Source organism: Bacillus sp. bc15 (assembly GCF_900142585.1).
Lineage (GTDB): Bacteria > Bacillota > Bacilli > Bacillales > Bacillaceae_G > Bacillus_A > Bacillus_A cereus.
Window position 1 is genome coordinate 71,190 of the sequence record NZ_FRBJ01000011.1, and the last position, 24,491, is coordinate 95,680.

The following is a 24,491-nucleotide window of genomic DNA, read 5'->3' on the forward strand; positions in this document are numbered from 1 at the left end:
TCATGAGTTTATTTAAACGAATTAAAAATATAATGAAAAGCCCAGAGCCACCGAAGCTGGAAAAGAGTCTTTTAACGTTAGCTCCTGGTGATATGATTGAAGTTTCATTAGTCATGTACGAATTAACTGGGAAAACGAGTATGCATTCTCGCAAGGAAATTGTTTTAACACTGCAAGACGGGAAAGACATTCGTTATTTAAAAATTGAAGATCGTGAAAATACGTATTACAAATTATATACACCAATTGATGGTCGCTTAGATTCAATTGAGGAAATTCCGACGACAATTGAAATGGATGATACAGAGTACCATATGGAAGAACAATATAACGGACGTGTTGTTGTGATGGGGAAAACACCATTCTCAGCTTCAGAGGAACAGTACGTCTGGGAATTCCAATCAGATAATCGAAAATTATTGCGTATTGAATGGCAAAATGGTCGTACAATGATGTATGAGGGAGAAGCAATCATTCCTGCTGATGTACAAATTATAAGAGCAACGTAAGGGGGCGTAATCATGTCAAACCGATTGTTTACCATGATTAAATCGTTTGTGATCCCTATACTTGCTATCGTTACATTACTTGTTGTTGCTGGTTATGCCTTATCAGGTTGTCAAGGCGGGCAGACAAAGTCGATTCAAGACCGTTATCCGCTTGAGTCTGTCGCAAAGGAAGGTAAACAAGAATCTTACGTGTATAGGGCCGCCAATCGGTCAGTTCCTGAAGTCGCGAAGGAACTTATAGCCGAAAGGAAACCGAAACAAGCATCTAAAGAAGACGAAAATCAAATGTTTCTCGTTTATTCGGATAAAATGTATAACCTTCAAAAGGATAAAGAGAAACCATCTGATACGTTAATTGAAGTAAGTAATGAAGAATTTGTCCGTCAAAACTACCAACCGTCCTTCTTGCAAGGATATATTATGGGTAGCATATTAAACGATATATTCGGTTCACGAAAATCATCATATGGTGATTATCGAGGATATAATGACAGACAAAATCATAAACCAGTTATTCCAGAGAGACCACCTACGAAAGAAGAAAAGAAAACCCCACCTCCAATTACGAAGGAAGGGAAAGGGTCTATCATTAAGCGAGGCGATAATGTAGATTCGAAACCATCAGTAGGTGATAAGGGAAGTATTACTGAAAAAGGAAGTAATACGACGCCCCCACCTTCTACTGGAAGCAAGGGTAAAATTACAAAAACACCAGGTGGTTCAAGTGGATCAGATGTGAAGCCGAAATCATCTATTAAAACGCCGCCAAGAAATACATCTCCTCCGAAAACGAGGGTCGGTGGTTCAGGGAAAATTACGAAGAGAAGATAGTAGAGAGACCGAAAAGTGTAAGTTGCTTTTTGGTCTTTTTGTGGAAATTAATTCCTTATAACTGGTACAATTGAAGTATAAGGAGGGGATAGTATGACTACGTATAAAAGATTTAGTGTAATTATGTTCCTTGTATTATTCCTCAGCTTGTTTATTAGCACGACAATGAAATTTCATTTTGTAGTAGGTATTCTATGGATACTGTGTACATGCACTTTATTGTTGTATATCCCGCTGCGTTTTCAACATGAAGTGACGGCTTTTCAAAAGTATGTAGCGTGGATTAAACGTGGGAGTCGGTGGGGCGAGTAAAAATATATCTACTTACTGAAAAAAAACTGACAACTATAGCAACTTAATAATAAAAAGAGGGTGTGCCAAATTGTTGGCACACCCTCTTTTTCATAACGATTAATGAATATCGCGTTTCTTGAAATTACCGCCTTTTACTTCTGCTACGTCATAAACTGTAATAAAGGCGTGTGGATCGATTTCATTAATAAGTTCTTTCATTTTACTTTCTTCTAAACGATTAATTACGCAAGAAATTTCTTTGAATTTCTCTCTTGAATAACCACCGTATACTTCGTTATATGTTGCACTTCGGCCTAAACGATCGCGAATTGTTTCTACCATTAATTCAGGCTCTTTTGTGATAATTTTAAATGCTTTTGAACCACTTAAACCAACTTCAACGATATGAATTACTTTCGAAGCGATAAAGTAAGCAATTGCCGAGAGGATAGCTCCTTGAAGACCGAATACTGTTGATACGAAAATAAATACGAACATGTTTAAGAATAAAATAAGGTCACTCGTTCCAAATGGTAACTTACGAGAGAGCAATACAGCTAGCATATCGATTCCATCTAATGCGCCACCGTTACGTAATGCTAGTCCCATACCAAAACCGATGATAATACCACCAACAACTGTAACTAATAATGTATCGCCTTCAATAATAGCTGGTATTCCGTGCATGACAACGGTACCTATTGCTAATGAAGCAATCCCGATAATAGAATAAATTGCAAAGCTTTTACCGATCTGCTTATATCCTAACCAAACGAAAGGAATGTTAATAACCGCGATTAGAGCTCCTAATGGCAATCCAAATAATCTTGAACTAACGATACTTAAACCAGTCACACCACCGTCTGATACGTTATTTGGAATTAATACTGCTTCTAATCCGTACGCTGTGATAAATGCCCCAATAATAATCATCAAAGCTTTCGAAGCAATTTTTAGCTTATTGGGCTTGTTTTTGATAATTTTCTCCATGTAATTTCCTCGTTTCAAACTAGTTTCTTGTTTGTTACATAATTCACACCTAAATTTTATTTTAACATTTAATTTGAAAAATTTCTCCTTTAATGGATGTATGCAGGGAATATTATGACCATATTATTATTTAAAATACAACAGTAGAAGATTAGAGAGTGGTCATAATTTTAATATGAAAAAGTAGAATGAATAGTATGGATATATACATTTGGGGCACTAACCTTAGGGAGGGGATTCTGTGGGATACTGTACGAAATGTGGAAATGAAACGAAAGAAGGCAATAAATTTTGCGGACAGTGCGGGGAGAGTCTTAGCTATAAAACGGTAGAGGGAAGTTTTCCAAATAGCAGTTCTAATAGTAGTATAGAAGTTTTTTCTTTAGTTGGTTTCATCACTGGATTAATATCTTGGTTTATAAACTTATGGGGGCTTATTGGTAGTGTAGCTATCGTATTTTCTATATTGGGTTTAAACAAAAAAGTGACAGGTACGAGTAAAACATTTGCTATTGTTGGATTGGTTTCTGGAATAATTAATGTGTTGTATGCTGTTATGTTACTTATTTAAATCTAATGAACTGAAAGATATAAAAAAGGCCCCCCTTGTATAAAGCATTCAGGGGACCTTTTATTTAATAGCTATTAAGAAACAATAAAACTAAGGGCTGTTAGGAATAAAGCGAAACCTAAAATAGTTCCACATATTTTCATATGGCGCTTACGTCCCATTACGACAATCGCAACATATTCACGGATCATTGCGTTAGGCCAATAATAAAATGCAGTTTTTGATCCGATCCCTTGGCTGTTAAGACCAGCTTGTCTTGCATATATACCAGCGCGGAAAAGGTGAAAATTATTTGTGGTAAAAATACTTTTATATTTACCTTCAGGCTTTAAAGAATCCATAATTTCTTTAGAGAACAACATGTTTTGATATGTGTTTACAGAGCGATTTTCTTGCACTGTATGTTCAATCGGAATGCCTTTTTCAACAGCGTAATTTTGCATTGCTTCTGCCTCAGGAAGTCCTTCATCTGGACCTTGACCGCCAGAGAAAATAATTGTTGGTGGTGTATTCACAGCAGCTTGTTTCCAATAAAAGTCGATAGCTTTATTAATTCGGCTTGCAAGTAAAGGTGGTACTTTATCATTAATTAAGCCGCTACCGAGAACGATAATGAAATCTTGATTACGTCTTGGTCTGTTGAATTGGTATAAAAAATATGCGCTTAAGAAGTTAGATAAATGCACAAAGAAATACATAGTTATAAGAGAGATAGCAGCAAAGATAAATTGAAAATGCTCTGAGAATAAATTTGCTGGATTTATGATAGGGAGCATTATAAAGAATAAAATCCCTAAAGCAGCAATTAAAGTTAAAGAGTTTGTGAAGCGTCTTCCTTCACGTTGCATTAAAATTTTTGCATTAAGAAAGAGTCCAAACATTAAAGCGACTATAGCAAAAGGAATCATTACAAGTAGTGCTAGCATGGGGATGATAACGATAAAATGTAAATCGTTATTACCAGACTCAAATGAGGCTATAGCGCAAAATAATAGAAATGAACAGATAAAGGCATTAAATAAAAAGCCGTTTATTATTTTTCGCGGATCTTTTAAATAGGAAATAAGAAAAATAATAAATAGTATAAGAGGAATAATTCCGAAATACATCATAAATATAGTACACCTCAATTTGTATAAGAATTTGACATACCTTTTATATTACATGATTTTATAAGTAAAAATGAAAGAAAAAATGATTTTGAATTTTCTCAATAAAATATATAGATACGTATGTTACAATATATTCAAAGCGATATATTAAAAGTAAAATGGTTGAAAAGGCACTCAGTAGAGTGCTTTTTCTTTTTGTATGCAATTGTGCATATTATATTTTTTTTCAAATGAAGAGGATTACAATATAAGTTGTAGACAGACTTTATAAAGCAGAATTTCATACAAACATTTCCCTCTACTTTTTGTATCTAACAATCGTATAACAATAAATAATTCTGTTTTATAGTGTCTGTTTTTGAAAGGTGGCTTCTTTGAAGGCACCTTTTTTTTTATTAGTATAGATAGTTTTCACTGTTAGCATAGTGTAAACTATCTATACTAAACATTAGCAATCTTCCGTATAAATATTATCAATTTACTATATATTCCAGTAGTGTTAACCTACATATGAAAGGCTTTCTTTTTCAAAATATTACCCCTAATAAAATTTTGAAGAAGTCAACTGTCTCCAAACTTGTCTTTATGCTTAAAGAAAAAGCACTCAATTTGAGTGCTTTTTCTTATTGAAACATGCTATTTTTCTAGGCGATTTTCATAAAATAAAAGTAAAGAAATGAAAGTGGGTGACAAAATGCCGGCAGTTGTGGAAGGTGTTATTATTGAAAACTGCAATGGAACAATTAATGTAGGTGACAAATATAACGTACAGCCGATTGAAAAGACGAAGGCTTATAATGGATCGGGATCTTCAAATACAGGAATGAAAGTACAAACGTTTAGCGGGATTAGTACAGCTGATGTATGGGATAATGATGCGAATGATCAGGGGATACAGTTTACTTTATAGTACAGTATGTAAAATTGCATAAAATGATGAAGTTGCCCTATGATACAATCTAGCTGTGAGCTGTTAATGATTCTTCTATAGTGTAGTTGTTAGATTAGAAATATAACATCTTATCGAAAATCATACGTACAAAAAAAGACACTTCAAACGAAGTGTCTTTTTTATTTTAGTGATATCCTTTAGCAGAGTCTTTATGAATTTTATTTTTAAAGATACTGTAGCTCCAAAGCTGATATCCAATAACAATTGGTACCATGACCATTGCAACGAAGAACATAATTTTTAAGTTTAATTGACTACCGGCTGCGTTGTATAACGTTGTACTGTATGCATCGTTAATACGAGATGGTAACATTCTTGGGAACATACCTGCAAAGCCAGTTGTCATAAACATTGCGATTGTTAGGCAAACGAATGTGAAGGCAAGGCCAATTTTATGTTTGTACACCATAATAAGTGCGAGTACACTCATTAGCATTGCAAGTACTGGAAGAATGAATAGTACCGGATATTCCGTAAAGTTTTGGAATAAGTTTGTTCGATTAGCAGTTGCTACATAGAAGATAGCTAAAATAATAGCTGCTGCCATTGAAAATGGTCTTGCGATTTTATAAGCACGGTCGGATACTTCACCAGTCGTTTTAATCATGACCCAAAGGGCACCGGATACGACAAATATAGCAGTGAAGAACAACCCTCCTAAAATACCGTAATGGTTTAGTAAGCTAAGTAAATTTCCTTCATAGCCATTTTTTCCGATTTGTAGTCCGTAATAAAGATTAGCGAACGTAACACCGAATAGGAAAGCAATTAAAAAACTGCCAATTGCAAATGCCCATTTACAAGTTTTTTGCCAAATCGGTGAATCATCTTTATGCATGAATTCCAGTCCAGCGGCACGAGCAAACAGTGCAAGTAATACTAAGAATAACGGTGTATATAGATAACTAAACATATTTGCATATGTGACTGGGAAGGCAGCAAATGTTGCGCCACCAGCTGTAATTAACCATACTTCATTACCGCCCCAGAATGGGCCAATTGCTTCTTGTAATTGATTTCGTTCTTGTCGATCTTTCGTAACGAAAGGAAAGATCATTCCGTTACCAAGTGCATACCCGTCAAGAATGAAGTAAACTGTCCAAATCACGCCCCATAAACCAAACCAGATGATTGCAAGCATATCATGAGACATGGGCCACACCTCCCTCAGTAGCAGGTTCTTCTAATGCTGCAGGTCCTTTTTTCGCGAACTTCAGCATTAAGTATACGTCTGCGATTAAAAGTAAAGTGTAGAACAAAATTAAACTAATTAATGAGAACCAAATTTGCGGGACAGATATAGGTGATACAGATTCTGCTGTACGCATTAGTTTATATACTGTCCAAGGTTGGCGACCTACTTCAGCGACAATCCATCCTGCGTTAATCGCGATATAAGGAAGTAAGACAGACCATATTGTAATTTTTAAATAACGTTTTGAGTTTTCTAGTTTTCCTTTTCGGTTTAAATAGAAGCCATACCAAGTTAATGCCATAAAGAACATACCAAGTGCAACCATTAAGCGGAAGCTATAATACACGAGGTTAACATTTGGACGTTCATCTTTCGGAATATCTTTTAAACCAACAATTTCGCCATCAAATGAGTTTGTATAGAAGAAGCTTCCGAGTTTTGGAATCGTAAGGAATTCAAAGTTTTTCTCATTTTTCACATCAGGAATTTGAACAATTGAGAAGCCTTGTCCTTTTCCAGTTTCCCAAACTGCTTCCATCGCAGCTCCTTTTGCTGGTTGATATTTAGCTGCTGATACACCAGATTGATGTCCCATAAACGGTGTAATTGTTGCGGCGAATAAGCCTAACATTAAACCAAACTTAAATGATTTTTTGAAGAATTCCACTTCATTTTTACGTAATAAGTGATAGGCACTAATTGCCATAACGAAGAAAGCACCTACGATATAACAACCAATGACAGTATGGAAGAACATATTCCAAGCATATGGATTTGTAACGAGTGCCCAGAAATCATTTAATTCAGCGCGGCCATTACGTACTACGTAGCCAACAGGGTTTTGCATAAATCCGTTTGCTGTAATAATCCAAAGTGCGGAAATGTTTGTTCCAAGTGCAACCATCCACATACAGAAGGCACGGAACTTTGGTGAAATTTTGTCTTTACCGAATAACCATATTCCCATGAAAGTAGATTCTAAGAAGAAGGCAACGAGTGCTTCGATTGCGAGAGGTGATCCGAAAATATCTCCCATATATTTGGAGTACTCAGACCAGTTCGTTCCAAATTGGAATTCCATCGTAATCCCAGTTATAATCCCCATTACGAAGTTAATTGTAAATAATTTACCCCAGAAATTTGCCATTTTACGGTATGTTGGATTCAATGTGCGGGCGTATTGAGTTTCCATACATGCTACTAAAATGACAAGTCCGATTGTCAAAGGTACAAATAAAAAGTGATAAAAAATAGTAATTGCAAATTGAAAACGACTCAGTAACAGAACGTCGGACATAATAAATATTCACTCCTTTTTTACATTATCTACAATCAGTTTATAGTGAAAATACGTTTAAAGTATGTGAGACTTGTTACAAAGCTGTGTGTATATTTTGAAAGAATTATGTCGATTATCTGAAAATATCTTATTTTTACTATAAAGCGATATCCTTTTTGAGTTTTTCATATTTTGGTACACTATATAAGTAATGTAAATGAGAGAAAAGAGGGTTTTTTACTATGAAGTCATTAGAAGAGATTTTACAATACAATGAAAAATTTGTTGAAGAGAAAAGATACGAAGAGTATGAAACGGGAAAATTCCCGAATAAAAAAATGGTAATTATCTCTTGTATGGATACTCGTCTTGTTGAATTATTACCAAAAGCAATGAATATGCGTAACGGTGATGTGAAAATTATTAAAGTAGCAGGAGCTGTTATCTCACATCCATTCGGAAGTATTATGCGTAGTATTTTAGTTGCTGTATATGAACTTGGTGCTGATGAAGTTTGTGTAGTTGGTCACCACGATTGCGGTATGGCAAAAATTCAAGCAAGCAGTACAATTGAGAAGATGAAAGAGCGGGGTATAACAAATGAGAAATTAGATACACTCCGTTATTCTGGAATCGATTTAGAAAGATTCCTACAAGGGTTCTCTAGTGTAGAAGAAAGTGTAGAACATAGCGTATCGATACTTCGCAACCATCCATTACTTCCAGAAGAAGTACCTGTTCACGGTCTTGTTATAGATCCTGATACAGGAAAATTAGATTTAGTTGTGAATGGTTACGACAATTAAGAATTTACTTTGTCATCCTTTTTATCTGGGACAGGATCAAATCCTCCCGGGTGGAAAGGGTGACATTTTAATATACGCTTACAAGTAAGCCAAAAGCCTTTGAGGGCACCATGTTTTTGAAACGCCTCTAATCCGTAATGAGAACAAGTCGGATAAAAGCGGCAAGTTGGTGGTGTCATCGGAGAAATGAACTTTTGATAAAAGCGTATAATCCCAATAAAAATCTGTTTCATAATGGTCTCCTTTTCAGCATAGTCTTAAAGTATTATAGCACGACTGTACATAATACTTTACTAATGTGCATTTCCGTTATATCATATTGGATATAACGGAATTAAATTAAAAGCGGGAGAGATGTTGTATGCCATCAGTAGAAAGCTTTGAATTAGATCATACGATTGTAAAGGCACCTTATGTAAGACATTGCGGAGTTCACAATGTAGGTAGTGACGGTATTGTAAATAAATTCGATATTCGTTTTTGCCAACCGAATAAACAAGCAATGAAACCAGATGTTATTCATACGTTAGAACATTTATTAGCATTTAATTTACGTAAATATATTGATCGTTATCCGCATTTTGATATTATCGATATTTCACCGATGGGCTGCCAAACAGGATATTATCTTGTAGTAAGCGGAACACCGACAGTACGAGAAATCATTGATTTATTAGAACTAACATTAAAAGATGCGGTTCAAATTACAGAAATTCCAGCTGCAAATGAAACACAATGTGGTCAAGCGAAGCTTCACGACTTAGAAGGAGCACAACGCTTAATGAACTTCTGGTTAAGCCAAGATAAAGATGAACTTGAGAAAGTGTTTGGATAAAATAAAAAACTGCCTGTGAAAGGGCAGTTTTTTATTTTATTAAGAGCGAACATGTTCTTTTTTTATGAAAGTATACTAGACACTCCAACATATAAAACAAAGGCAGAACAGAGAAAATAAACAAATGCTTTCGTTTTTTGCGGCTTCTTTATTTCATCGATTCCAAAAAGGATACACATAATACTTAAAAGGATAAACACGTAAGGTAAAAGAATAGTGAAGTTTGCAAAGAAGCTAAATAGGGCGAGAGAAAGAGCGATAGTGGCGATTATAATTTGAATGTTTTTTAACATGGAATCCCCCTTAAGTAGAAAGAAATAGTTACTGAGAGAAAATAATTATAAATGCTAAATTGGTCAAAATTTCATTCTACATATAACGAAAGTAGTTTGATATTAAAAAGAAGAATATGAGACTGGAAACGAAAAAATACGGGATACTCATTGATTTTCGTCCGGATTTCAATTCATTAATTCCTAGAAGAATAAAGAAACAACTGAGAATAAATTGTACGTATGGGAGAAGTGAAAAATTATCGGTAACATGGATATAAGTGCTTAGAATGAGTAAGAGAAGCATGAGAAATGCTAAAAAACTCCGTAATATAGTTAGAGTTAGCATTGTATAGCCTCCTTTAGACCATTTATCGGAATATTTCTGTGAAACCAATAAATAAAGCAGCGGCTCCTGCTAGTAGAGCGAGCACACTACCTCCTGTTTGCCTTTTTAATATTTCCTCTAAACTTATGGTGAGGGCCATAACTCCTAAAGAGATAAACATATACGGCATTATTTCTCTATTACTAGTAAAAAATCCATAGATTGCTATAGATAAAGCAATAAGTGATAAAGTAATCCGTACTCCTTTTAGCATGCATGTACCTCCTTTTATTTGATATAGCTAATGATGAGAACAATCCAAATGAAAGCACCGGCAATAATACAAATAAATCCAGTTGCTGCCTCCTTTTTCTTTATTTGTTCAAATGCGATGAGAAACATTAAAGCCCCTAATAGAAATTGTGAAAGAGGTAAAAAATTATTTTGACCTGTATATAATCCAATTGCCGACATAACGATCACAGTGAGTGCTACTATGATGCGAAGTATACGAAGCATATTAGGAATTCTCCTTATTCTTTTTTGTATAAGGATTGTCTTCTAGTTTATCGACGGAATGTTTATAAGCATAGCCTTTATTAATTGTCATGATGGAGAGTACGAGGATGATTAGGACGATGATAATACCGATAATTAATATTTTGAACATAAAATCCCTCCTTTTCTTTATTTTACATAATTTTGTAATTAATGAAAACAATAGAAAATAAAAGGATGAAAGAAGGGTGTTACATGGAGACGAAAAAAACATATTATATATCAATAGGAAATGGTCAAATTTCACAAGTGAAGACGGCGGATACGTATAATTTTGAGATTTCCGCAAATGATGAGGAAATTACGGAATTAAGAGAGCACTTTGATCAAGCATATGTAGAAGATTTAGGGTCATTTGTACGCTCCCACGTTCCATTTGTTGAGTATCATCACGATTCAAATAATGACCGATATGATGAACAACTACAAAAAGCATATAAAATGATTTACGATTTAGGAAATCATGAGACGAAAGAATTAGTCGCACAAATGGGAATAATCAATGGATTGTAATTGGATAATATTATGCAGAAAAGCGAGAATATGCTACAATTTGTGGTAGGAAAAACTTGTAACCATCAATAGGGGAGTAATGGCATGTACAAATTTAAAGATTATTACCACAACACTGTACAATTATCGTTTGAACGTTATCCATTTTCTCCTGAGCCAAAGCATGTTTGGGTTGTATGCCGGTACGGGGATCAATGGTTATTAACACATCATTTACGTCGCGGTCTTGAATTTCCAGGTGGTAAAGTAGAAATAGGGGAAACACCGGAAGAAGCGGCAGTTCGAGAGGTTCATGAAGAAACCGGCGGCATAGTTTCTGATTTAACTTACTTAGGACAATACAAAGTATCTGGAAAAGACAAAATAATCATTAAAAACATTTATTTTGCAACAATTAGTGCGGTAGAAGAACATACGCATTACGAAGAAACGAAAGGGTCTGTTTTATTAAAAGACATTCCTGACAACATTAAAACGAATAGAAAATTTAGCTTTATAATGCGCGATGACGTATTAGCGCGTACGATGAAACATATAGAAGAAATCGGCTGTTTTACGAAGTAAAGTGGCCGGTTTCTTTTTTTTGTATGTAAGAATAAATGTAAATATATCTTCACATTATTTTTGGTATATTATACAATTTTGTAAAGATATATTTACATTTTAGGAGGGGGAAGATGGATAAAAGAAAAGAAACGACTGTTACTGTTTCGATGGTTAAATTAAACTTTTCTTTATTTTTTATAATAATTGCTTTGTCGTTTGGAATTGGTTATTTGCATATATTTCTTTCAGGTGGGGTTCAAGTTGAAGTTACATTATTAACGATGTTTCTTTTTATTATCGCAATGATTGTTCTCGTTTGTATTCATGAAGCGATACATTTAATTGGCTTTCGCTATATCGGAGGTGTTCCGTGGAGTGAACTAAAATGGGGCGTTAATTGGAAATTAGGTGTTGCATATGCTCATTCTAAACAGGCGGTTACAGTAAAGCAAATGAAGAAAGTGTTAATGCTTCCGTTTTTACCAACTGGAATTTTGCCAATTGTATTGGGATTAGCTATGAATCTGGAGCCACTCTCATTTTTAGGAATTCTACTAACAGCAGGTTGTATCGGTGACATTGCCGTATATCAAAAAGTTTCAAAGTTTCCAGATGATGCGCTAGTAAAAGATCATCCGAGTAAACCGCAGTTTACAGTGTATGAATAATAAGAGGAGGCGTTTGTGAAAAACGCCTCCTCTTATTATTGTTACTTTTGGTTGGTGAATTGATATATTGTGAAAATCGCTGATATAATTTATTTGTTATTATTGTGTTGATACCTCCACCTCTAAAAACGAAAGCACCCCCAACAAATTATCTACGATACGTGAATGCTTAAAATCACCCCAAAACGAATCTTTTTTCCAAACACCAAGAATTCCTACTTGTTCAGAACCAAGCACATCGTTTTCTGGATGATCTCCAACATAAAGACATTCTTCTGCCTTAACATCTAGTCTTTGCAAAGCACGTTCGAAAATTTCAGGGTGAGGTTTTTTAATTCCTTCAGCTTCTGAAACGAGAATGGTGTTTGTATACGTATGTATATGTAGTGCTCGAAGGTTGCTCATCTGAAATTCAGTAAAACCATTTGTGATAATACCAATTTTAATGTTTCGCTGTTTTAACTGTTGAAGTAGTTCATGCGTGTTTTTGAAAGGAATACAATGATGTTGGAAGTTTGTAATATAGTCGTGTAGCAGTTGCTCTTGCGTTAAAGTAGTAATGTTGTATTCGGAAAGGAGAGTAGCATATACTTTATCCTTCCACGTATAGCCATTATTATCGAGTTCAAGAAATCGAGAACAATACTCTGATTTCTCTATACTCATCAAATGTGAGGAGAAGCGATTATATTGCTCACAAATAAATTGTTCTAAAGATTGGCGCCGATCTAATAGTGTTCCATCTAAGTCGAATAAGATTGCACGAATCATGAGAAGCCTCCTTGCAGTTTTTATAATTAATTATCGCATATTCGTAAAAAAATGATTATGATATTTTGTAGAATGGAATAATGGGGGATTGTATGAAGAAACTGTATGGCAAGTTAGTGTGTTGTATTATAGCAAGCAGTTTAGTTGCAGGATGCGATAGTGCTATCGAGGTTACGAAAGAAAAAGAAATTTGTAAAACAGAAGAAGAGTGCACGCAAATAGGAGATAAAACATTACAAAAAGTATATAAAAAGATAGAGGGACTTTCAGAACTTGAAAAAGTAGAAGATTATGACATAGAAGAGTATGAAAGTGTGAATATGAAAGAGGCGGAACAGAAAAAAGAAGAGGATGACAATTATTTCTTTTTAGCTTCTTATTATATCGATGGTGATGAAATTGTAGATCCTTATTTTGAGAAATTGGATCGTAAGAGATTGAATAAAGCTTTTACAGATGACGAAGTAGCAAAAGATGATTTGTTAAGCCACCGGCAAGATAGAGAGTATCATGAAACTTTATGGGACATGTATCGCACTCTCATTCCAGTGAAATATCGTGAGAATATAACAGGGTTTGATCTAATAACGGATGGTTATGATGGCGTTGTTGCTCATGTCATGCCAAGTATGGATGATCCGAGAGATTGGTTGCTTAGTTTAGACGTGCTCGATTCTGGGGTGAATATAGATGAAGTGATGAAAACATTAATTCATGAAACGGCTCACGTATTAACGATTGGGCATAAACAAGTACCAGTGGATAGGAAATATTTAGAGGCGTTTGATGAAGAGAAAGACATTTCATCATATCGAAATAAATGTAAAACGGTGTTCTTGAAAAATGGATGTGCGAGAAAAACTTCGTATATTAACCGATTTTATAATGAATTTTGGAAACCAATTGAGCAAGAGTGGACAGAAAAGAAAGTAGAAGAAAGTGAAGAGGCACAAATTAAATTTTATAAAGAAAAGCATGATGATTTTGTATCGCTGTATGGAACAACAAATGTAACGGAAGATATCGCAGATACATTTACAGCGTTCATTTTACAAGATTCAAAAAAGGTGAAAGAAGGGACAGAGTTAAAATATAAGAAAATTGCTTTCTTCTATCAGTTCCCTGAGCTTGTAAAAATGAGAGCGGAAGTGCTGTCAGGATTATATGATGTTTCGAAAACGATAGAACAACAAAGTGGAGACTAATGTGAGTTATGCGTTCGATATAGTTTCGTTAAAGTAAAGCGTGAAGAATTTTTAATTCTTTGCGTTTTTTCATGTTGATAAAATTGAAAATTCTGTATTTTCATTAAAAAGAAGAAGGAACTGGCGGTATAAAATAGAATTAGTATAAAAATGTCACAATTTAGACACAATTATAATGCGCGTGTTGTAGGGACTATAAGTTTACTCTCGAGGAGGTAATGAAACGTATGAAAACGATTCTTGCTGTTGCTGGTCTCATTTGGGTAATGTCTCACGGTTTTCCGATTTTTGAAGGGGAGCAAATTCGTAGTGCTTTGAATGAAAAGTTTAATGATTATCATGTGATAGATCGAAAAGATAATGTCGTTACAGTACGTGTGAAAGACTGTTTCCATACAGTTACGGTTGCGGATGGAAACATTACAAATGAAACGAAAATGTGTGATAAAAGGTAAAAGAAAGAAGCTGACTATAGCGTACTGTTTTGAGTCAGCTTCTTTTTCTTTTTCCAATTAGAATTTTTTCAAATGCCTCAACAAATACATACATAAGAGTTGCAAGAACACATGTGAGTAGTACGCTAAGTAAGACGAGTGTGAAGTTAAAGACTTGGAATCCGTAGCTAATTAAGTAGCCAAGTCCTTGTTTGGAAACGAGAAGTTCTCCGAAAATAACACCGACCCAGGATAAACCAACGTTTACTTTTAACGTTGAGATAATTGCTGGAAAGGATGCAGGGAGAACGACTTGCTTATAACATTGCCATTTATTTGCACCAAATGTGTCCATCACTTTTATATAGTTAGAATCGACTTCTTGAAATGCACTGTAAATAACGAGAATGGTAATGATGATGGAAATGATTACTCCCATTGCGATAGAAGATGAAATGTTTGGACCGAAAATAACGATGATGATTGGACCGAGTGCAACTTTTGGCATTGCATTTAGGACGACGAGATAAGGATCAAGTACGCGGGCTAGAAGTGGCATCCACCAAAGGAACGTGGCAATAATAGCACCAAGTACTGTTCCGAGAATGAAGCCTACTCCTGTTTCCAGTAATGTCGTCCATATGTGGACCCAAAGTGAACCGTCGATCCATTTCGTTAAGAAGAGATCCCAAATACTCGAAGGAGAGCTAAAGAGTAAAGGATCAATCCATTCTTTTTTACTAGCTATTTCCCATAGTGCAAAGAAAAGAATAAGTAGTAAAAGTTGTAGCGAGCGAGCAATCCAAGCGTGTCTGCGTTCGTTCTTTCGAAATTGTTCATGTAGTTGTTTTATATTATCCAAGTCGTTCCAGCTCCTTCCATATATCTTGAAAGAGGGCTGGGAAATCGTAGTGATGGCGTGCTTCTAACGGTGATAAAGAACGGATACTTTCCGGGACGATAAAGGTTTTTGCGATTTTTCCGGGATTCGCTTGCAGTAAATAAATACGATCACTCATCGCGATCGCTTCTTCAATATCATGAGTAACAAGTAGTGATGTTTTCTTATATTTATTTAGTAAGTTGAAAACGAGTTCTTCTAGTTTTAATTTCGTTTGATAATCGAGTGCGGAGAATGGTTCATCTAGTAATAAAATTTTCGGATCAGTCGCTAATGTTCGAACGAGAGCGGCACGTTGACGCATACCGCCGGATAGTTCACGAGGATATTGTTCTTCTACACCATGCAGACCGACTTGTTTTAAAAGATTTAAAGTATGTTCTTTCATCTGCTCATCATAAATCTTTCGAATATGAAGTCCAAGCATAATATTTTCTTCAATCGTTTTCCAAGGGAATAAGTAATCTTGTTGCAACATATATCCCATAGATGATGTTTTCGTTGTAATCGGTTCACCATCTAAAAAGACGATACCGTCAATTGGATCAAGTAGTCCAGCAATGATTGAGAGGAGCGTTGTTTTACCACAACCACTTGGACCGAGTATAGAAATAAATTCGCCTTCTTCCACTTGTAAGCTCATATCTTCGAGAATAAGTTTGGCATTCTCTTTTGCAAAAAAACAGTGAGAAACGTTACGTATTTGCAAAAAACTCATACACTTCGCCTCTATTTCTTAATAACGCTTTCGGCAATTTTTGTATTGACGAGCGCTTCATGTGGGACTTCTTTTTGTAATTCACCAGCGTCTTTCATAATAGTTTGGAGCTGTTTCCATTCTTCTGCATCTAATAGTGGATTTGTCGCATAAGAATGTTGCTTTTTATACCGTTCAATTACTTTTACTGTAATGTCTTTTGAAGTGTCTTTAAATAGCGGGGAAACAGTATCAGCAATCTCTTCTGGACTATGTGTATCAACCCATTGCTGTGCTTTATAGAGAGCACGTGTGAACTTTTCAGCTGCAGCTTTATCTTTCTTTAAGAAACTTTCTTTTGCCATGAACGTTGTATAAGGAACAGTACCAGATTCATTTCCGAATGAAGCGACGATATAACCTTTACCTTCTTTCTCAAGTATACTTGCAGTCGGTTCAAAGAGCTGTACAAACTCTCCAGTACCAGATGCGAAGGCATTTGCAATATTAGCAAACTCGATATTTTGAATTAAGTTTGTATCTTTATGAGGGTCAATGCCATTTTTCTTTAAAACGTATTCTCCAACCATTTGCGGCATGCCGCCTTTACGCTGTCCTAAAAATGTAACACCTTTTACGTCATTCCAATTAAAAGAGTCTAGTTTTTTACGTGAAACTAAAAATGTCCCATCTGTTTGTGTAAGCTGTGCAAAATTAATGACAGGGTCTTTCGCTCCTTGTTGATGAACGTAAATAGACGTTTCAGAACCGACGAGAGCAATATCAATTCCGCCAGATAATAGGGCGGTCATCGTTTTATCGCCACCAGCTGTTGTTTGTAGGTCAATATTTAGTCCTTCATCTTTAAAAAATCCTTTTTCAATCCCAACATATAATGGGGCATAGAAGAGAGAATGGGTAACTTCGCCGACGCGAATGTTTTGAGTTTGTTCTTTCGTACCTTCTTTTTTACTACTACAAGCAGCAAAAGTAAAAACAGCTAGTAACATGATGCAAAAAATCGCGATTAATTTTTTCACTATATAACACCTCCTAGAAGTCACTCTACAAGCATGATATGTAGGTAATTGCCCATATGTGAGTGTAGATAGCAGGAATTTTTTGGGTGATAAAGAAGTACAAATATAAGGGGTGATAAAATGGAGTACGAATACGATGATAGCGTACATTTACATCTTGATTATTTCGGGACAGAATGTGATATGGAATCGATTGCTTATAAGAGGAAGAATGAAGACGTATGGGATGTGTATTTTAATTTTGGAGTATACGGTATTCAGAAAGACGATGTAGAGTTAGGAAGATTTATGGACGAATATGCTGGTCATTACGTTTTTTCTGTACATGCTCGCGATCTTAGCTGGGAATTTGGAAGTGCCCAGTTTGAAGAGTGGGTTTTGAAAAATCGGATAGTAGAAAAAACGCTACAAAAATAGGAGGAATTTTGTGATTGGATTTCTCATCTTATTATTTATTTTTGTGGCCGGATTTTTAATCATGCAAATGCTTATTTACCGATTTGCAAAGAAAAACATCCATAAATATACAAAAATAAAATGGTTTCATATGTGGCTACATATGAATATGAAAAAAGGTCCGAGATTAGATTTTTTTGATTTTGTAATTATAGTACTCGTATGTATCGTATGGAAAATATGGCTGCTTCCTTTTATATAATACACATGCTAATCATTTTCTCTTTTATCATAAAATAACGAAAAGAACCTGTCTTGTGGCAGGTTCTTTTCGTTATAGTAATAGTTGTTAAAAACGTGCAACGCCTTTTTATTAATTCTTTCGTATTTTCATGTGAAATCTTTAATAGCAGGACTTCTAAAAAATAGTTATTGTATCATAAAGTGGAATGCTGAAATTAAGTTTTTCAAGAATGAGTAATTTGTATGCCACAATTTAACTGTTGATTAAGGGAATATTAAAATACATTTATGATAGAAACAAGTATGCAGACGAAATATGTAATATATGTTATTTTAATAGAAATAGTTCTTTCGATGCGGGGGAAATTAAGACATAGAAACGAGGGAATGAATTGAAGTATGGTTCTACACTTTTTCATCTTCCAAAAAGAAATATATTAATTTCTAGCATTATAAGTAGTATGGTGACTTTATTAGTAATAACTATGCTGTTTATGATTTTAAAGGTTTTTAATTTAGACATGATGAAAGATCATTTAAATCAAAAGCTTGTTTTAAGTGTTATGATGATTTTCATATGGGGCATAACGTTTTATATTACGCATTTCAATAAAAAAGAGATGTCTATACTTAGAGCATCCCTGCGAGTGCATTTTATATTACTTTTACTAGCTCATACAGTAGCGTTATTTTATATTGTCATGCAAGTTAATATGATTTTCATAGAGGCAATGAATTGGATTTACTTTTATAATATGCAGTTTATATTAAGTTTTGTAGTAATTTATGCAATATATATTCTTGTATATAATTTAATAGGTAAGGTTTTTCTAAGTATGGTTTTAACGAGCTGTACGTTAGTCATTTTAGGTATTGTGAATTATTTGAAGCTTATTTTCAGAGGTGATCCGTTATATCCTTCTGATTTCACACAAATTACGCATATGCAATCTGTTATACCGATGGTGATGGACTATTTTAGTTGGAGTTATATTTTTATCATTATCGTAAGTATCGTAGCTTGTATTGTAGCAGGGATATATATGAGAAGGTATATTCAAAATGTAAAGATTCATCTAGGAATAAGAGCCTTATTAGTAGTAGGATCTATTTTTGCTCTATATGCGTATGGTAATTTTTCAAATACATTTATGAATAAAGTATTTCAAAAATCAGGTGTAGATTTTGTTTTGTGGAATCAAAATGAGAACTATGCTTCAAATGGTTTTGTACTTGGGTTTATTAGCAATTTAGATACAACAGTTATGGAAAAACCAAAAAATTATTCTAAAGAAAATATGCTTCAAATAGCAAACGATATAAAAAAACAATATAGTGGAAATATAGGGAGCCAAAAGAAAAAAGAGAAACCGAATATTATTTTTGTAATGAGTGAATCGTTTTGGGATCCGACGAAAGTAACTAACCTTTCTTTTAGTGAAGATCCTGTACCAAATTTACATCATTATATAGAAAACTTTCCTGGTGGACAAACTATTTCTCCTACATTTGGGGGAAATACGGCGAACGTTGAATTTGAGGCATTAACAAGTTATTCAATGAGTTTGTTAAAGCCAGGTTCTATACCATATCAGCAGGTTATTACAAATAAGAAAGAAATTCCATCAATCCCTACGGCGTTGAAAAAAGAAGGTTATTATACAAGTGCAATTCATTCATTTGGTCGCACATTCTTTAAACGTGACGATGTATATAAGGTGTTAGGATTTGATAAGTTTAATGCAGAGGACACGATGGAAAATGTGGATATTGATGGAGATTATATTAGTGATTTAGCGATGAGTAAAGAGATAATTGCTGAGTTAGAGGAACAAAAACAGCCAACATTTATTCATGCAGTTACGATGCAAAATCATTTTCCATTTACAGAAGGCCGATTTGGTGAAAACCTAATAGAAATTAGCGGTCTAGAAAATGAAGAATCAAAGGGAGAATTAGAGACGTATACAGAAGGATTAAGACGTTCAGATGAGGCCCTTCAATATTTAATAGAGCAACTAGATAATTTAGATAGACCTACATTATTAGTATTCTTTGGAGATCATCTTCCATCATTAGGAACAAATAAATCTTTTTATAAAGAAAATGGGTATATAACGAATGAAAAAACACCGAGCGAACGTTTAGCGATGGCGCAAACTCCGTTATTAATGTATGCAAACTTTGATATGCCAAATGATAATTTAGGTTTAGTAAGCCCAATTCATTTTTCTAATCTTATTTTTGATTATGCAGGATTAAATAAATCCTTATTTTATCAATTTTTATCGGAACTTTACAAGGAAATACCAGTGCTTAGAGATGAATTAAAAGTTGATAAAAATGGAGAAGTAATCAATGATTTAACAAAGAAACAAAAAGAAATGTTAGAGCAATATAAAATGCTTCAATATGATTTACTCGTTGGAAATCAATATAGTAAAGATATCCTCTTTAAATAAAAGAAACAAAAAGAACTTGTATAACGATACAAGTTCTTTTTTCATAGTATTTAACGGGGTAACCAGACAAGCTGGGTTTAGGGAGTATTACTTGTACATTTAGTATATATGAAAATATAATCGTTTTATTTGTGTATTTGTGAGAAATGTGTGAATTTTATGTTTTATAAAAAACGATTATGTTAACGTTCATTCTTATATTGCAGTTGTTATGTTTGTAAAAATTTTATCAGTTCTTTATTTAATTCATCCGCTTGATCGATTGGTGAACCATGACCACTATTTGTAAGAGCATGTAACTGAGAATTTTTAATTCGTTGTTGCGTAAGCTCAGCACTTTTGTAAGGAATTAGTTGGTCGTGAACGCCGTGGAAGATTTTTGTTGGGACGTTAATTTTATTTAAATCTTTCGTTACATCTTCATTTGCAGCTGCTTGTAAAATTTTGATAAGGGCATAAGAAGCGGACTGCATACCGAGATAAGAAAACCATTCAAGGGTTGCAGCTCCTAAGTTTCTATTGAAAAAGGATAAAGATACATCATTTAAAAATTTTGGTAAATTAGCATACATTTGATTAATGAGAGCATCTGCTTGTTCTTTCGGTACACCGTAAGGGGACTCTTGATTTTTAACGAAAGAGGGAGAGACAGCGTCAATTAATGCGAGCTTAGAAATGCGGCGCCCATTATAGCGAGACATATATCGAATAGAAAGAGCACCACCAACTGAGAAACCGACTAACGTAGCGTTCTCTACTTGGAGTGCTTCTAGAACAATTGCGATATCATCGGCTAATCGATCATACGTGTAACCAGTCCATGGCTTATCAGATTGTCCATTCCCTCGTATATCCATGGCGATACAGCGAAAGCCATGCTCTGGTAAAACATTGAGTTGATATTGATACATTTGATGATTTAAAGGCCATCCGTGAACGAAGAAAACAGTCTTACTACCTGGACCAGGATTAACGTCTTGCACAAAAATATGCACATCTTTCTCGACAGTAATAAACATAAATTTCCCCCTGTTCTATCAATAGGCTCCATTCTAAAAGCTTTGTTTTACTTTTTAGGCCGTCTATATAAAACATCCTCCATAATATACGTATTAATGATCATAGATTTTATGCTCTGTATATAGTCTAAATATATTGCGTTTTTGGTACGATTTTCCTCAAATGTTCGATTTATCTTTGTTTGTCTATGAAAATCATTTATTATAATAAATGGTATTCTTCGAGATATTATTTTGAAGGGGTGTTGAAGTGAAAGAAAGTTTTCTATCATATAAAGAAGAAGAAAAGAATGCAAAAATCCTTTTATGGGTGTTATATGTCATTGTTATTGTATATCAAATTTTCTATGCAATCGTATTAGAAGATAAATCAATAATGGATAAGGGATACAACATAATATGGCAAGTTATTTGCGGAGTAGCAATACTGTGCGTGAATATATATTTAATGAAAAAAGAGAAGGCAAACCTTGTTAAATATGCATGGATATTTGCATACATAGCGATAGAAATCGCTAATATATTTGCATATGTTTTTTATAATAAAGCGGCGTTTGATGCGACAAATATAATAGAAATTATTCTCATTTTCTTTGTACCTATATTTTTAAATAAAAAATTCTATGTGTTTTTACTTTCCTCTATTGTAGGAAAATATTTAATTTATTTATTTGTATTAGAGGAAGTAAAAGCATTTATGTTCCTTATTATGTGTACGCTTATGTTAATAGCTGCATATATCATTTTAAATCGATTTTTACAATATCTTTCAGCCGTAAAGGAAAGTATTGCGATTGCTAGCGAATCACAGAAATTAGCAGTAATCGGAAAAATGGCAGCGACGGTTGGACATGAAATTAAAAATCCACTCGCTTCATTAAAAGGATTTACGCAATTACAACGAGAGAAGCATGAAGAGGATCCTATTTATAAACGTATGATTTTTGAAATAGAAAATATGAATAATATGATAAGTGAGTTAATGGAAGTTGCTACATGCAAACCTTCTATTTATAAGAAACATGATGTAGGAAAAATTGTATTACAAGTAATAACAAGTCTTCGCGAAAAAATGAATGAATTAAACGTACAGTTTATTTCTAATGTGGAAGAAAAAACAATAGAAGTTGAATGTGATGAACGAAAAATAAGAGGAGTCTTTTTATATACGATAAAAAATGCTTTAGAGGCAATGGAACAAGGTGGCATATTACATTTGCAATTAGAGAATAAAGGGAAAGAATATGTAATAATCAGCGTAATCGATAATGGTTATGGTATTAAGCAAGAAAACTTAACCCGTGTTACAGAGGCCTTTTATACAACGAAACAAGATAAAATTGGTCTGGGACTTACGGTAGCGAATCGAATTGTCGCCGAGCACCTTGGTGAGCTGCATATTTCAAGTGAAAGAGATACTGGAACGAGAATAGACATCATTCTCCCAAGGGAGTGTGGAAATACTGAAATCCAAGTGGAAGAAAAGCTAGGAGTTACCATATGAATAAAGGCTATATATTTAAAAATGAAGAAATAAAGGCGTTGAAAGTATTTTTAAGTTTATTTTTTATTATATTTTTTGTGTATGATCTTGCCTATGAATTTATCGTACCTTTAATCGCGGGAGAGCAAGAAGGCGTAGGAAAGTTTGAAGATGGTTTAGGTTTATGGCTTTACTTTTTGACGGTAGTATTGTTTTGCATTGGAATATACTTTATGAAATGGAAGAATGTTTTTGTGGTAAAGTATATTATTCTAATTGGCTATAATGTATTAGATTGTATCCATAACATTATGATTTATTATGGTAGCGATGCGGAATTTGACGGTGGAAATATAGTAGAAGTATTTTTTATTTTGTTCGCACCAATCTTTGTGAACAAAAGATATTTCTGGTTAGTTCCAGCGATACTTGTCGGGAAGTACGCTCTTACAGGAATCATTATTCAATCTTCTCTCGTTTTAATCCCAATGGCATTATATAGTGTATTTACTATCATATGTTGGATTATATTTTTGAGGGTTCAGTCTTACGTTCGTACGCTTGAGATGATGGACAAAGAAATAAAACAGACAGAAAAACTAGCAGCTGTTGGAAAAATGGCGACGGTTATTGGTTATAAGATTAGAAGACCTTTAGCAAACTTAAAAAAACTTGTGAATAAACAAGCAGACAAGCATCCAGAGGATAAAATTTATAGTGATATTATGAAACAAGAAGTAGATCGGATTCATATAATTGCTACAGAACTTAGTGGATTTGAGAAATCTAAATCACTAGAATCAGAAACTCATAACATACAAGGAATTATCTCTTATGTTATTCGAGTTATGGAAAAGCCTGCTTTAAAACAAGGAGTCTACATACAAGGTATTTACAGTAAAGACTTACCATCAATTACATGTGATGAAAAACGATTAAAACAGGTCTTTTTTAACTTAATTAAAAATGCAATTGAAGCAATGTCAGTTGGCGGAACAATTACGATTAAAGTTACTGTAAAAGATGGAATCATCATTCAAGTGAAAGATGAGGGATGCGGCATTCCGAAAGATAAAATTCCAAAGTTAAATGAAGCCTTTTATACAACGAAAGAAACAGGAACTGGTCTAGGTTTAGTAGTTACAGAAAAAATTATTAAAGACCACAACGGTAAAATGAATTTTGAAAGTGAAGTTGGGGTTGGAACGACGGTTGAGGTTATGTTACCACTGCATTAAATAGAAAAAACATCACTTCCAAATAAGTGATGTTTTTCTATTTTATCTTGCTATTTGTGGATAGTAAAAATCTCATTTTATCGATAAAGAATGTATGATGTATTTCTAAGATCAAAATGTTTTTTTTAGTTTTTATTATGGATTTTTCAGTGAAAAATTTAGACTATAAAAATTAATTGTTTTTTCTAAAAAAACTATTTTCTTTTTTTGGGTTTTAATGGTATATTCAAAACACGATAAATAAATACCTATTTTTGGCACACTATTCGAAAGGATAGGTCGCAAAGCTAAGAGTCTAAGGTAATGAAAATTACTATGATAGTCTGGTTGCAGTTTGGATTTT

31 protein-coding genes and 2 riboswitches (1 of these 33 only partly in view) are annotated in these 24,491 nt (G+C 34.0%); of the genes, 17 read left to right on the plus strand and 14 right to left on the minus strand.

Going from position 1 to position 24,491, the window contains the following annotated elements; all coding sequences use genetic code 11:
• The first annotated feature begins 2 nt into the window (after positions 1 to 2).
• The 3 genes from BUA87_RS25350 to BUA87_RS25360 all read left to right on the plus strand — a co-directional run bounded on the left by BUA87_RS25350 (position 3) and on the right by BUA87_RS25360 (position 1,652).
• A complete protein-coding gene (locus BUA87_RS25350) occupies positions 3 to 509 on the plus strand; it encodes a DUF4178 domain-containing protein (protein WP_072941191.1) in 507 nt (168 codons plus the stop codon).
• 12 nt (positions 510 to 521) lie between these two features.
• Positions 522 to 1,340, plus strand: coding sequence for a DUF4247 domain-containing protein (locus BUA87_RS25355; RefSeq protein ID WP_065229475.1), 819 nt, complete (start codon positions 522 to 524; stop codon positions 1,338 to 1,340).
• 93 nt (positions 1,341 to 1,433) lie between these two features.
• Positions 1,434 to 1,652 carry a hypothetical protein gene (locus BUA87_RS25360; protein ID WP_016123492.1) on the plus strand — a complete coding sequence of 73 codons (219 nt, stop codon included), beginning with the start codon at positions 1,434 to 1,436 and terminating at the stop codon, positions 1,650 to 1,652.
• 99 nt (positions 1,653 to 1,751) lie between these two features.
• Here the strand turns inward: BUA87_RS25360 and BUA87_RS25365 are convergent, their stop codons facing one another.
• Entirely contained in the window at positions 1,752 to 2,624 is an 873-nt protein-coding gene (locus BUA87_RS25365; RefSeq protein WP_000411240.1) for a YitT family protein, read from the minus strand.
• A 241-nt stretch (positions 2,625 to 2,865) separates the two neighbouring features.
• Between BUA87_RS25365 and BUA87_RS25370 the strand changes: the two genes are divergently transcribed.
• Positions 2,866 to 3,195: a zinc ribbon domain-containing protein gene (locus BUA87_RS25370; RefSeq protein ID WP_053563494.1), complete on the plus strand. Its 330-nt coding sequence runs from the start codon at positions 2,866 to 2,868 to the stop codon at positions 3,193 to 3,195.
• Between the two features lie 74 nt (positions 3,196 to 3,269).
• Here BUA87_RS25370 and BUA87_RS25375 read toward each other — a convergent pair whose 3' ends face one another.
• A complete protein-coding gene (locus BUA87_RS25375; protein ID WP_042969141.1) occupies positions 3,270 to 4,304 on the minus strand; it encodes a YdcF family protein in 1,035 nt (344 codons plus the stop codon).
• 679 nt (positions 4,305 to 4,983) lie between these two features.
• On the opposite strand from BUA87_RS25375, the gene BUA87_RS25380 reads away from it, so the two are divergent.
• Entirely contained in the window at positions 4,984 to 5,217 is a 234-nt protein-coding gene (locus tag BUA87_RS25380; protein ID WP_002001299.1) for a spore germination protein, read from the plus strand.
• A 166-nt stretch (positions 5,218 to 5,383) separates the two neighbouring features.
• Here the strand turns inward: BUA87_RS25380 and cydB are convergent, their stop codons facing one another.
• Positions 5,384 to 6,412: a cytochrome d ubiquinol oxidase subunit II gene (cydB, locus tag BUA87_RS25385; RefSeq protein ID WP_000017662.1), complete on the minus strand. Its 1,029-nt coding sequence runs from the start codon at positions 6,410 to 6,412 to the stop codon at positions 5,384 to 5,386.
• On the minus strand, positions 6,402 to 7,751 hold the full coding sequence (gene cydA, locus BUA87_RS25390; protein WP_001286166.1) for a cytochrome ubiquinol oxidase subunit I: 1,350 nt from the start codon (positions 7,749 to 7,751) through the stop codon (positions 6,402 to 6,404). Before cydA ends, cydB begins: the two co-directional genes overlap by 11 nt.
• 224 nt (positions 7,752 to 7,975) lie before the next feature.
• On the opposite strand from cydA, the gene BUA87_RS25395 reads away from it, so the two are divergent.
• On the plus strand, positions 7,976 to 8,539 hold the full coding sequence (locus tag BUA87_RS25395; protein ID WP_000838173.1) for a beta-class carbonic anhydrase: 564 nt from the start codon (positions 7,976 to 7,978) through the stop codon (positions 8,537 to 8,539).
• Here the strand turns inward: BUA87_RS25395 and yidD are convergent.
• Positions 8,536 to 8,772 (minus strand): membrane protein insertion efficiency factor YidD, encoded by a 237-nt coding sequence (gene yidD / locus BUA87_RS25400; RefSeq protein ID WP_000809334.1) that lies wholly within the window; start codon positions 8,770 to 8,772, stop codon positions 8,536 to 8,538. The genes BUA87_RS25395 and yidD overlap by 4 nt on opposite strands.
• Before the next feature lie 128 nt (positions 8,773 to 8,900).
• On the opposite strand from yidD, the gene luxS reads away from it, so the two are divergent.
• On the plus strand, positions 8,901 to 9,374 hold the full coding sequence (luxS, locus tag BUA87_RS25405) for an S-ribosylhomocysteine lyase LuxS (RefSeq protein ID WP_001141371.1): 474 nt from the start codon (positions 8,901 to 8,903) through the stop codon (positions 9,372 to 9,374).
• A gap of 62 nt (positions 9,375 to 9,436) precedes the next feature.
• On the opposite strand, the gene BUA87_RS25410 is transcribed toward luxS, so the two are convergent.
• From BUA87_RS25410 to ytzI, 4 genes are all read right to left on the minus strand, one after another.
• Positions 9,437 to 9,667, minus strand: a complete 231-nt coding sequence (locus BUA87_RS25410; RefSeq protein ID WP_071713474.1) for a YczI family protein — start codon at positions 9,665 to 9,667, stop codon at positions 9,437 to 9,439.
• Between the two features lie 350 nt (positions 9,668 to 10,017).
• Positions 10,018 to 10,248, minus strand: a complete 231-nt coding sequence (locus BUA87_RS25420) for a DUF3953 domain-containing protein (RefSeq protein WP_000912059.1) — start codon at positions 10,246 to 10,248, stop codon at positions 10,018 to 10,020.
• A 14-nt stretch (positions 10,249 to 10,262) separates the two neighbouring features.
• Positions 10,263 to 10,493, minus strand: coding sequence for a DUF3953 domain-containing protein (locus tag BUA87_RS25425; protein WP_000944455.1), 231 nt, complete (start codon positions 10,491 to 10,493; stop codon positions 10,263 to 10,265).
• Position 10,494: 1 nt separating this feature from the next.
• Positions 10,495 to 10,644 carry a YtzI protein gene (ytzI, locus tag BUA87_RS25430; protein WP_000472791.1) on the minus strand — a complete coding sequence of 50 codons (150 nt, stop codon included), beginning with the start codon at positions 10,642 to 10,644 and terminating at the stop codon, positions 10,495 to 10,497.
• An 83-nt stretch (positions 10,645 to 10,727) separates the two neighbouring features.
• Here ytzI and BUA87_RS25435 point away from each other — a divergent pair, with 83 nt between their 5' ends.
• The 3 genes from BUA87_RS25435 to BUA87_RS25445 all read left to right on the plus strand — a co-directional run bounded on the left by BUA87_RS25435 (position 10,728) and on the right by BUA87_RS25445 (position 12,259).
• Positions 10,728 to 11,045 (plus strand): hypothetical protein, encoded by a 318-nt coding sequence (locus BUA87_RS25435; protein ID WP_000448409.1) that lies wholly within the window; start codon positions 10,728 to 10,730, stop codon positions 11,043 to 11,045.
• A gap of 84 nt (positions 11,046 to 11,129) precedes the next feature.
• Entirely contained in the window at positions 11,130 to 11,609 is a 480-nt protein-coding gene (mutTA, locus tag BUA87_RS25440) for an antimutator 8-oxo-(dGTP/GTP)ase (protein ID WP_000276382.1), read from the plus strand.
• 113 nt (positions 11,610 to 11,722) lie between these two features.
• Entirely contained in the window at positions 11,723 to 12,259 is a 537-nt protein-coding gene (locus BUA87_RS25445; RefSeq protein WP_000361288.1) for a DUF3267 domain-containing protein, read from the plus strand.
• 99 nt (positions 12,260 to 12,358) lie between these two features.
• Here BUA87_RS25445 and BUA87_RS25450 read toward each other — a convergent pair whose 3' ends face one another.
• Positions 12,359 to 13,030: an HAD family hydrolase gene (locus tag BUA87_RS25450; protein WP_071713473.1), complete on the minus strand. Its 672-nt coding sequence runs from the start codon at positions 13,028 to 13,030 to the stop codon at positions 12,359 to 12,361.
• A 92-nt stretch (positions 13,031 to 13,122) separates the two neighbouring features.
• Between BUA87_RS25450 and BUA87_RS25455 the strand changes: the two genes are divergently transcribed.
• A complete protein-coding gene (locus tag BUA87_RS25455; protein WP_061138898.1) occupies positions 13,123 to 14,235 on the plus strand; it encodes a hypothetical protein in 1,113 nt (370 codons plus the stop codon).
• Positions 14,236 to 14,462: 227 nt separating this feature from the next.
• Positions 14,463 to 14,690, plus strand: coding sequence for a hypothetical protein (locus tag BUA87_RS25460; RefSeq protein ID WP_000849112.1), 228 nt, complete (start codon positions 14,463 to 14,465; stop codon positions 14,688 to 14,690).
• A gap of 34 nt (positions 14,691 to 14,724) precedes the next feature.
• Here the strand turns inward: BUA87_RS25460 and BUA87_RS25465 are convergent, their stop codons facing one another.
• Genes BUA87_RS25465 through BUA87_RS25475 form a run of 3 tightly spaced genes read right to left on the minus strand, consistent with a single transcriptional unit; the run spans position 14,725 to position 17,307 of the window.
• Complete coding sequence (locus BUA87_RS25465; protein ID WP_065229472.1) at positions 14,725 to 15,531, minus strand: ABC transporter permease; 807 nt, start codon at positions 15,529 to 15,531, stop codon at positions 14,725 to 14,727.
• Positions 15,524 to 16,288: an ABC transporter ATP-binding protein gene (locus tag BUA87_RS25470; protein ID WP_000009022.1), complete on the minus strand. Its 765-nt coding sequence runs from the start codon at positions 16,286 to 16,288 to the stop codon at positions 15,524 to 15,526. The genes BUA87_RS25465 and BUA87_RS25470 overlap by 8 nt, the downstream gene beginning before the upstream one ends.
• Positions 16,289 to 16,299: 11 nt before the next feature.
• Entirely contained in the window at positions 16,300 to 17,307 is a 1,008-nt protein-coding gene (locus BUA87_RS25475; RefSeq protein ID WP_053563500.1) for an ABC transporter substrate-binding protein, read from the minus strand.
• Between the two features lie 120 nt (positions 17,308 to 17,427).
• On the opposite strand from BUA87_RS25475, the gene BUA87_RS25480 reads away from it, so the two are divergent.
• The 3 genes from BUA87_RS25480 (at position 17,428) to BUA87_RS25490 (ending at position 20,408) form a co-directional block, all read left to right on the plus strand.
• The gene (locus tag BUA87_RS25480; protein WP_000455579.1) at positions 17,428 to 17,724 is read left to right on the plus strand and encodes a DUF3986 family protein; all 297 of its coding nucleotides are present in this window, start codon (positions 17,428 to 17,430) and stop codon (positions 17,722 to 17,724) included.
• A gap of 10 nt (positions 17,725 to 17,734) precedes the next feature.
• A complete protein-coding gene (locus BUA87_RS25485; RefSeq protein ID WP_000578986.1) occupies positions 17,735 to 17,965 on the plus strand; it encodes a hypothetical protein in 231 nt (76 codons plus the stop codon).
• Positions 17,966 to 18,338: 373 nt separating this feature from the next.
• Complete coding sequence (locus BUA87_RS25490) at positions 18,339 to 20,408, plus strand: LTA synthase family protein (protein ID WP_072941194.1); 2,070 nt, start codon at positions 18,339 to 18,341, stop codon at positions 20,406 to 20,408.
• Between the two features lie 209 nt (positions 20,409 to 20,617).
• Here the strand turns inward: BUA87_RS25490 and BUA87_RS25495 are convergent, their stop codons facing one another.
• Positions 20,618 to 21,427 carry an alpha/beta fold hydrolase gene (locus tag BUA87_RS25495; RefSeq protein ID WP_000471062.1) on the minus strand — a complete coding sequence of 270 codons (810 nt, stop codon included), beginning with the start codon at positions 21,425 to 21,427 and terminating at the stop codon, positions 20,618 to 20,620.
• A gap of 250 nt (positions 21,428 to 21,677) precedes the next feature.
• Here BUA87_RS25495 and BUA87_RS25500 point away from each other — a divergent pair, with 250 nt between their 5' ends.
• Positions 21,678 to 22,931: an ATP-binding protein gene (locus BUA87_RS25500; RefSeq protein WP_000664861.1), complete on the plus strand. Its 1,254-nt coding sequence runs from the start codon at positions 21,678 to 21,680 to the stop codon at positions 22,929 to 22,931.
• Positions 22,928 to 24,148: an ATP-binding protein gene (locus BUA87_RS25505; protein ID WP_072941197.1), complete on the plus strand. Its 1,221-nt coding sequence runs from the start codon at positions 22,928 to 22,930 to the stop codon at positions 24,146 to 24,148. Before BUA87_RS25500 ends, BUA87_RS25505 begins: the two co-directional genes overlap by 4 nt.
• 246 nt (positions 24,149 to 24,394) lie before the next feature.
• Positions 24,395 to 24,483, plus strand: a riboswitch (cyclic di-GMP riboswitch).
• A gap of 4 nt (positions 24,484 to 24,487) precedes the next feature.
• A riboswitch (cyclic di-GMP riboswitch) is annotated at positions 24,488 to 24,491 on the plus strand; it runs 80 nt beyond the window's last position.

What these genes read in the sequence shown, in the direction of transcription:
- BUA87_RS25350 (WP_072941191.1), top strand. Translation starts at nt 3, where the DNA reads ATGAGTTTATTTAAACGAATTAAAAATATAATGAAAAGCCCAGAGCCA.
- BUA87_RS25355 (WP_065229475.1), top strand. Translation starts at nt 522, where the DNA reads ATGTCAAACCGATTGTTTACCATGATTAAATCGTTTGTGATCCCTATA.
- BUA87_RS25360 (WP_016123492.1), top strand. Translation starts at nt 1,434, where the DNA reads ATGACTACGTATAAAAGATTTAGTGTAATTATGTTCCTTGTATTATTC.
- BUA87_RS25365 (WP_000411240.1), bottom strand. Translation starts at nt 2,624, where the DNA reads ATGGAGAAAATTATCAAAAACAAGCCCAATAAGCTAAAAATTGCTTCG.
- BUA87_RS25375 (WP_042969141.1), bottom strand. Translation starts at nt 4,304, where the DNA reads ATGTATTTCGGAATTATTCCTCTTATACTATTTATTATTTTTCTTATT.
- BUA87_RS25380 (WP_002001299.1), top strand. Translation starts at nt 4,984, where the DNA reads ATGAAAGTGGGTGACAAAATGCCGGCAGTTGTGGAAGGTGTTATTATT.
- cydB (WP_000017662.1), bottom strand. Translation starts at nt 6,412, where the DNA reads ATGTCTCATGATATGCTTGCAATCATCTGGTTTGGTTTATGGGGCGTG.
- cydA (WP_001286166.1), bottom strand. Translation starts at nt 7,751, where the DNA reads ATGTCCGACGTTCTGTTACTGAGTCGTTTTCAATTTGCAATTACTATT.
- BUA87_RS25395 (WP_000838173.1), top strand. Translation starts at nt 7,976, where the DNA reads ATGAAGTCATTAGAAGAGATTTTACAATACAATGAAAAATTTGTTGAA.
- yidD (WP_000809334.1), bottom strand. Translation starts at nt 8,772, where the DNA reads ATGAAACAGATTTTTATTGGGATTATACGCTTTTATCAAAAGTTCATT.
- luxS (WP_001141371.1), top strand. Translation starts at nt 8,901, where the DNA reads ATGCCATCAGTAGAAAGCTTTGAATTAGATCATACGATTGTAAAGGCA.
- BUA87_RS25410 (WP_071713474.1), bottom strand. Translation starts at nt 9,667, where the DNA reads ATGTTAAAAAACATTCAAATTATAATCGCCACTATCGCTCTTTCTCTC.
- BUA87_RS25420 (WP_000912059.1), bottom strand. Translation starts at nt 10,248, where the DNA reads ATGCTAAAAGGAGTACGGATTACTTTATCACTTATTGCTTTATCTATA.
- BUA87_RS25425 (WP_000944455.1), bottom strand. Translation starts at nt 10,493, where the DNA reads ATGCTTCGTATACTTCGCATCATAGTAGCACTCACTGTGATCGTTATG.
- ytzI (WP_000472791.1), bottom strand. Translation starts at nt 10,644, where the DNA reads ATGTTCAAAATATTAATTATCGGTATTATCATCGTCCTAATCATCCTC.
- BUA87_RS25435 (WP_000448409.1), top strand. Translation starts at nt 10,728, where the DNA reads ATGGAGACGAAAAAAACATATTATATATCAATAGGAAATGGTCAAATT.
- mutTA (WP_000276382.1), top strand. Translation starts at nt 11,130, where the DNA reads ATGTACAAATTTAAAGATTATTACCACAACACTGTACAATTATCGTTT.
- BUA87_RS25445 (WP_000361288.1), top strand. Translation starts at nt 11,723, where the DNA reads ATGGATAAAAGAAAAGAAACGACTGTTACTGTTTCGATGGTTAAATTA.
- BUA87_RS25450 (WP_071713473.1), bottom strand. Translation starts at nt 13,030, where the DNA reads ATGATTCGTGCAATCTTATTCGACTTAGATGGAACACTATTAGATCGG.
- BUA87_RS25455 (WP_061138898.1), top strand. Translation starts at nt 13,123, where the DNA reads ATGAAGAAACTGTATGGCAAGTTAGTGTGTTGTATTATAGCAAGCAGT.
- BUA87_RS25460 (WP_000849112.1), top strand. Translation starts at nt 14,463, where the DNA reads ATGAAAACGATTCTTGCTGTTGCTGGTCTCATTTGGGTAATGTCTCAC.
- BUA87_RS25470 (WP_000009022.1), bottom strand. Translation starts at nt 16,288, where the DNA reads ATGAGTTTTTTGCAAATACGTAACGTTTCTCACTGTTTTTTTGCAAAA.
- BUA87_RS25480 (WP_000455579.1), top strand. Translation starts at nt 17,428, where the DNA reads ATGGAGTACGAATACGATGATAGCGTACATTTACATCTTGATTATTTC.
- BUA87_RS25495 (WP_000471062.1), bottom strand. Translation starts at nt 21,427, where the DNA reads ATGTTTATTACTGTCGAGAAAGATGTGCATATTTTTGTGCAAGACGTT.
- BUA87_RS25505 (WP_072941197.1), top strand. Translation starts at nt 22,928, where the DNA reads ATGAATAAAGGCTATATATTTAAAAATGAAGAAATAAAGGCGTTGAAA.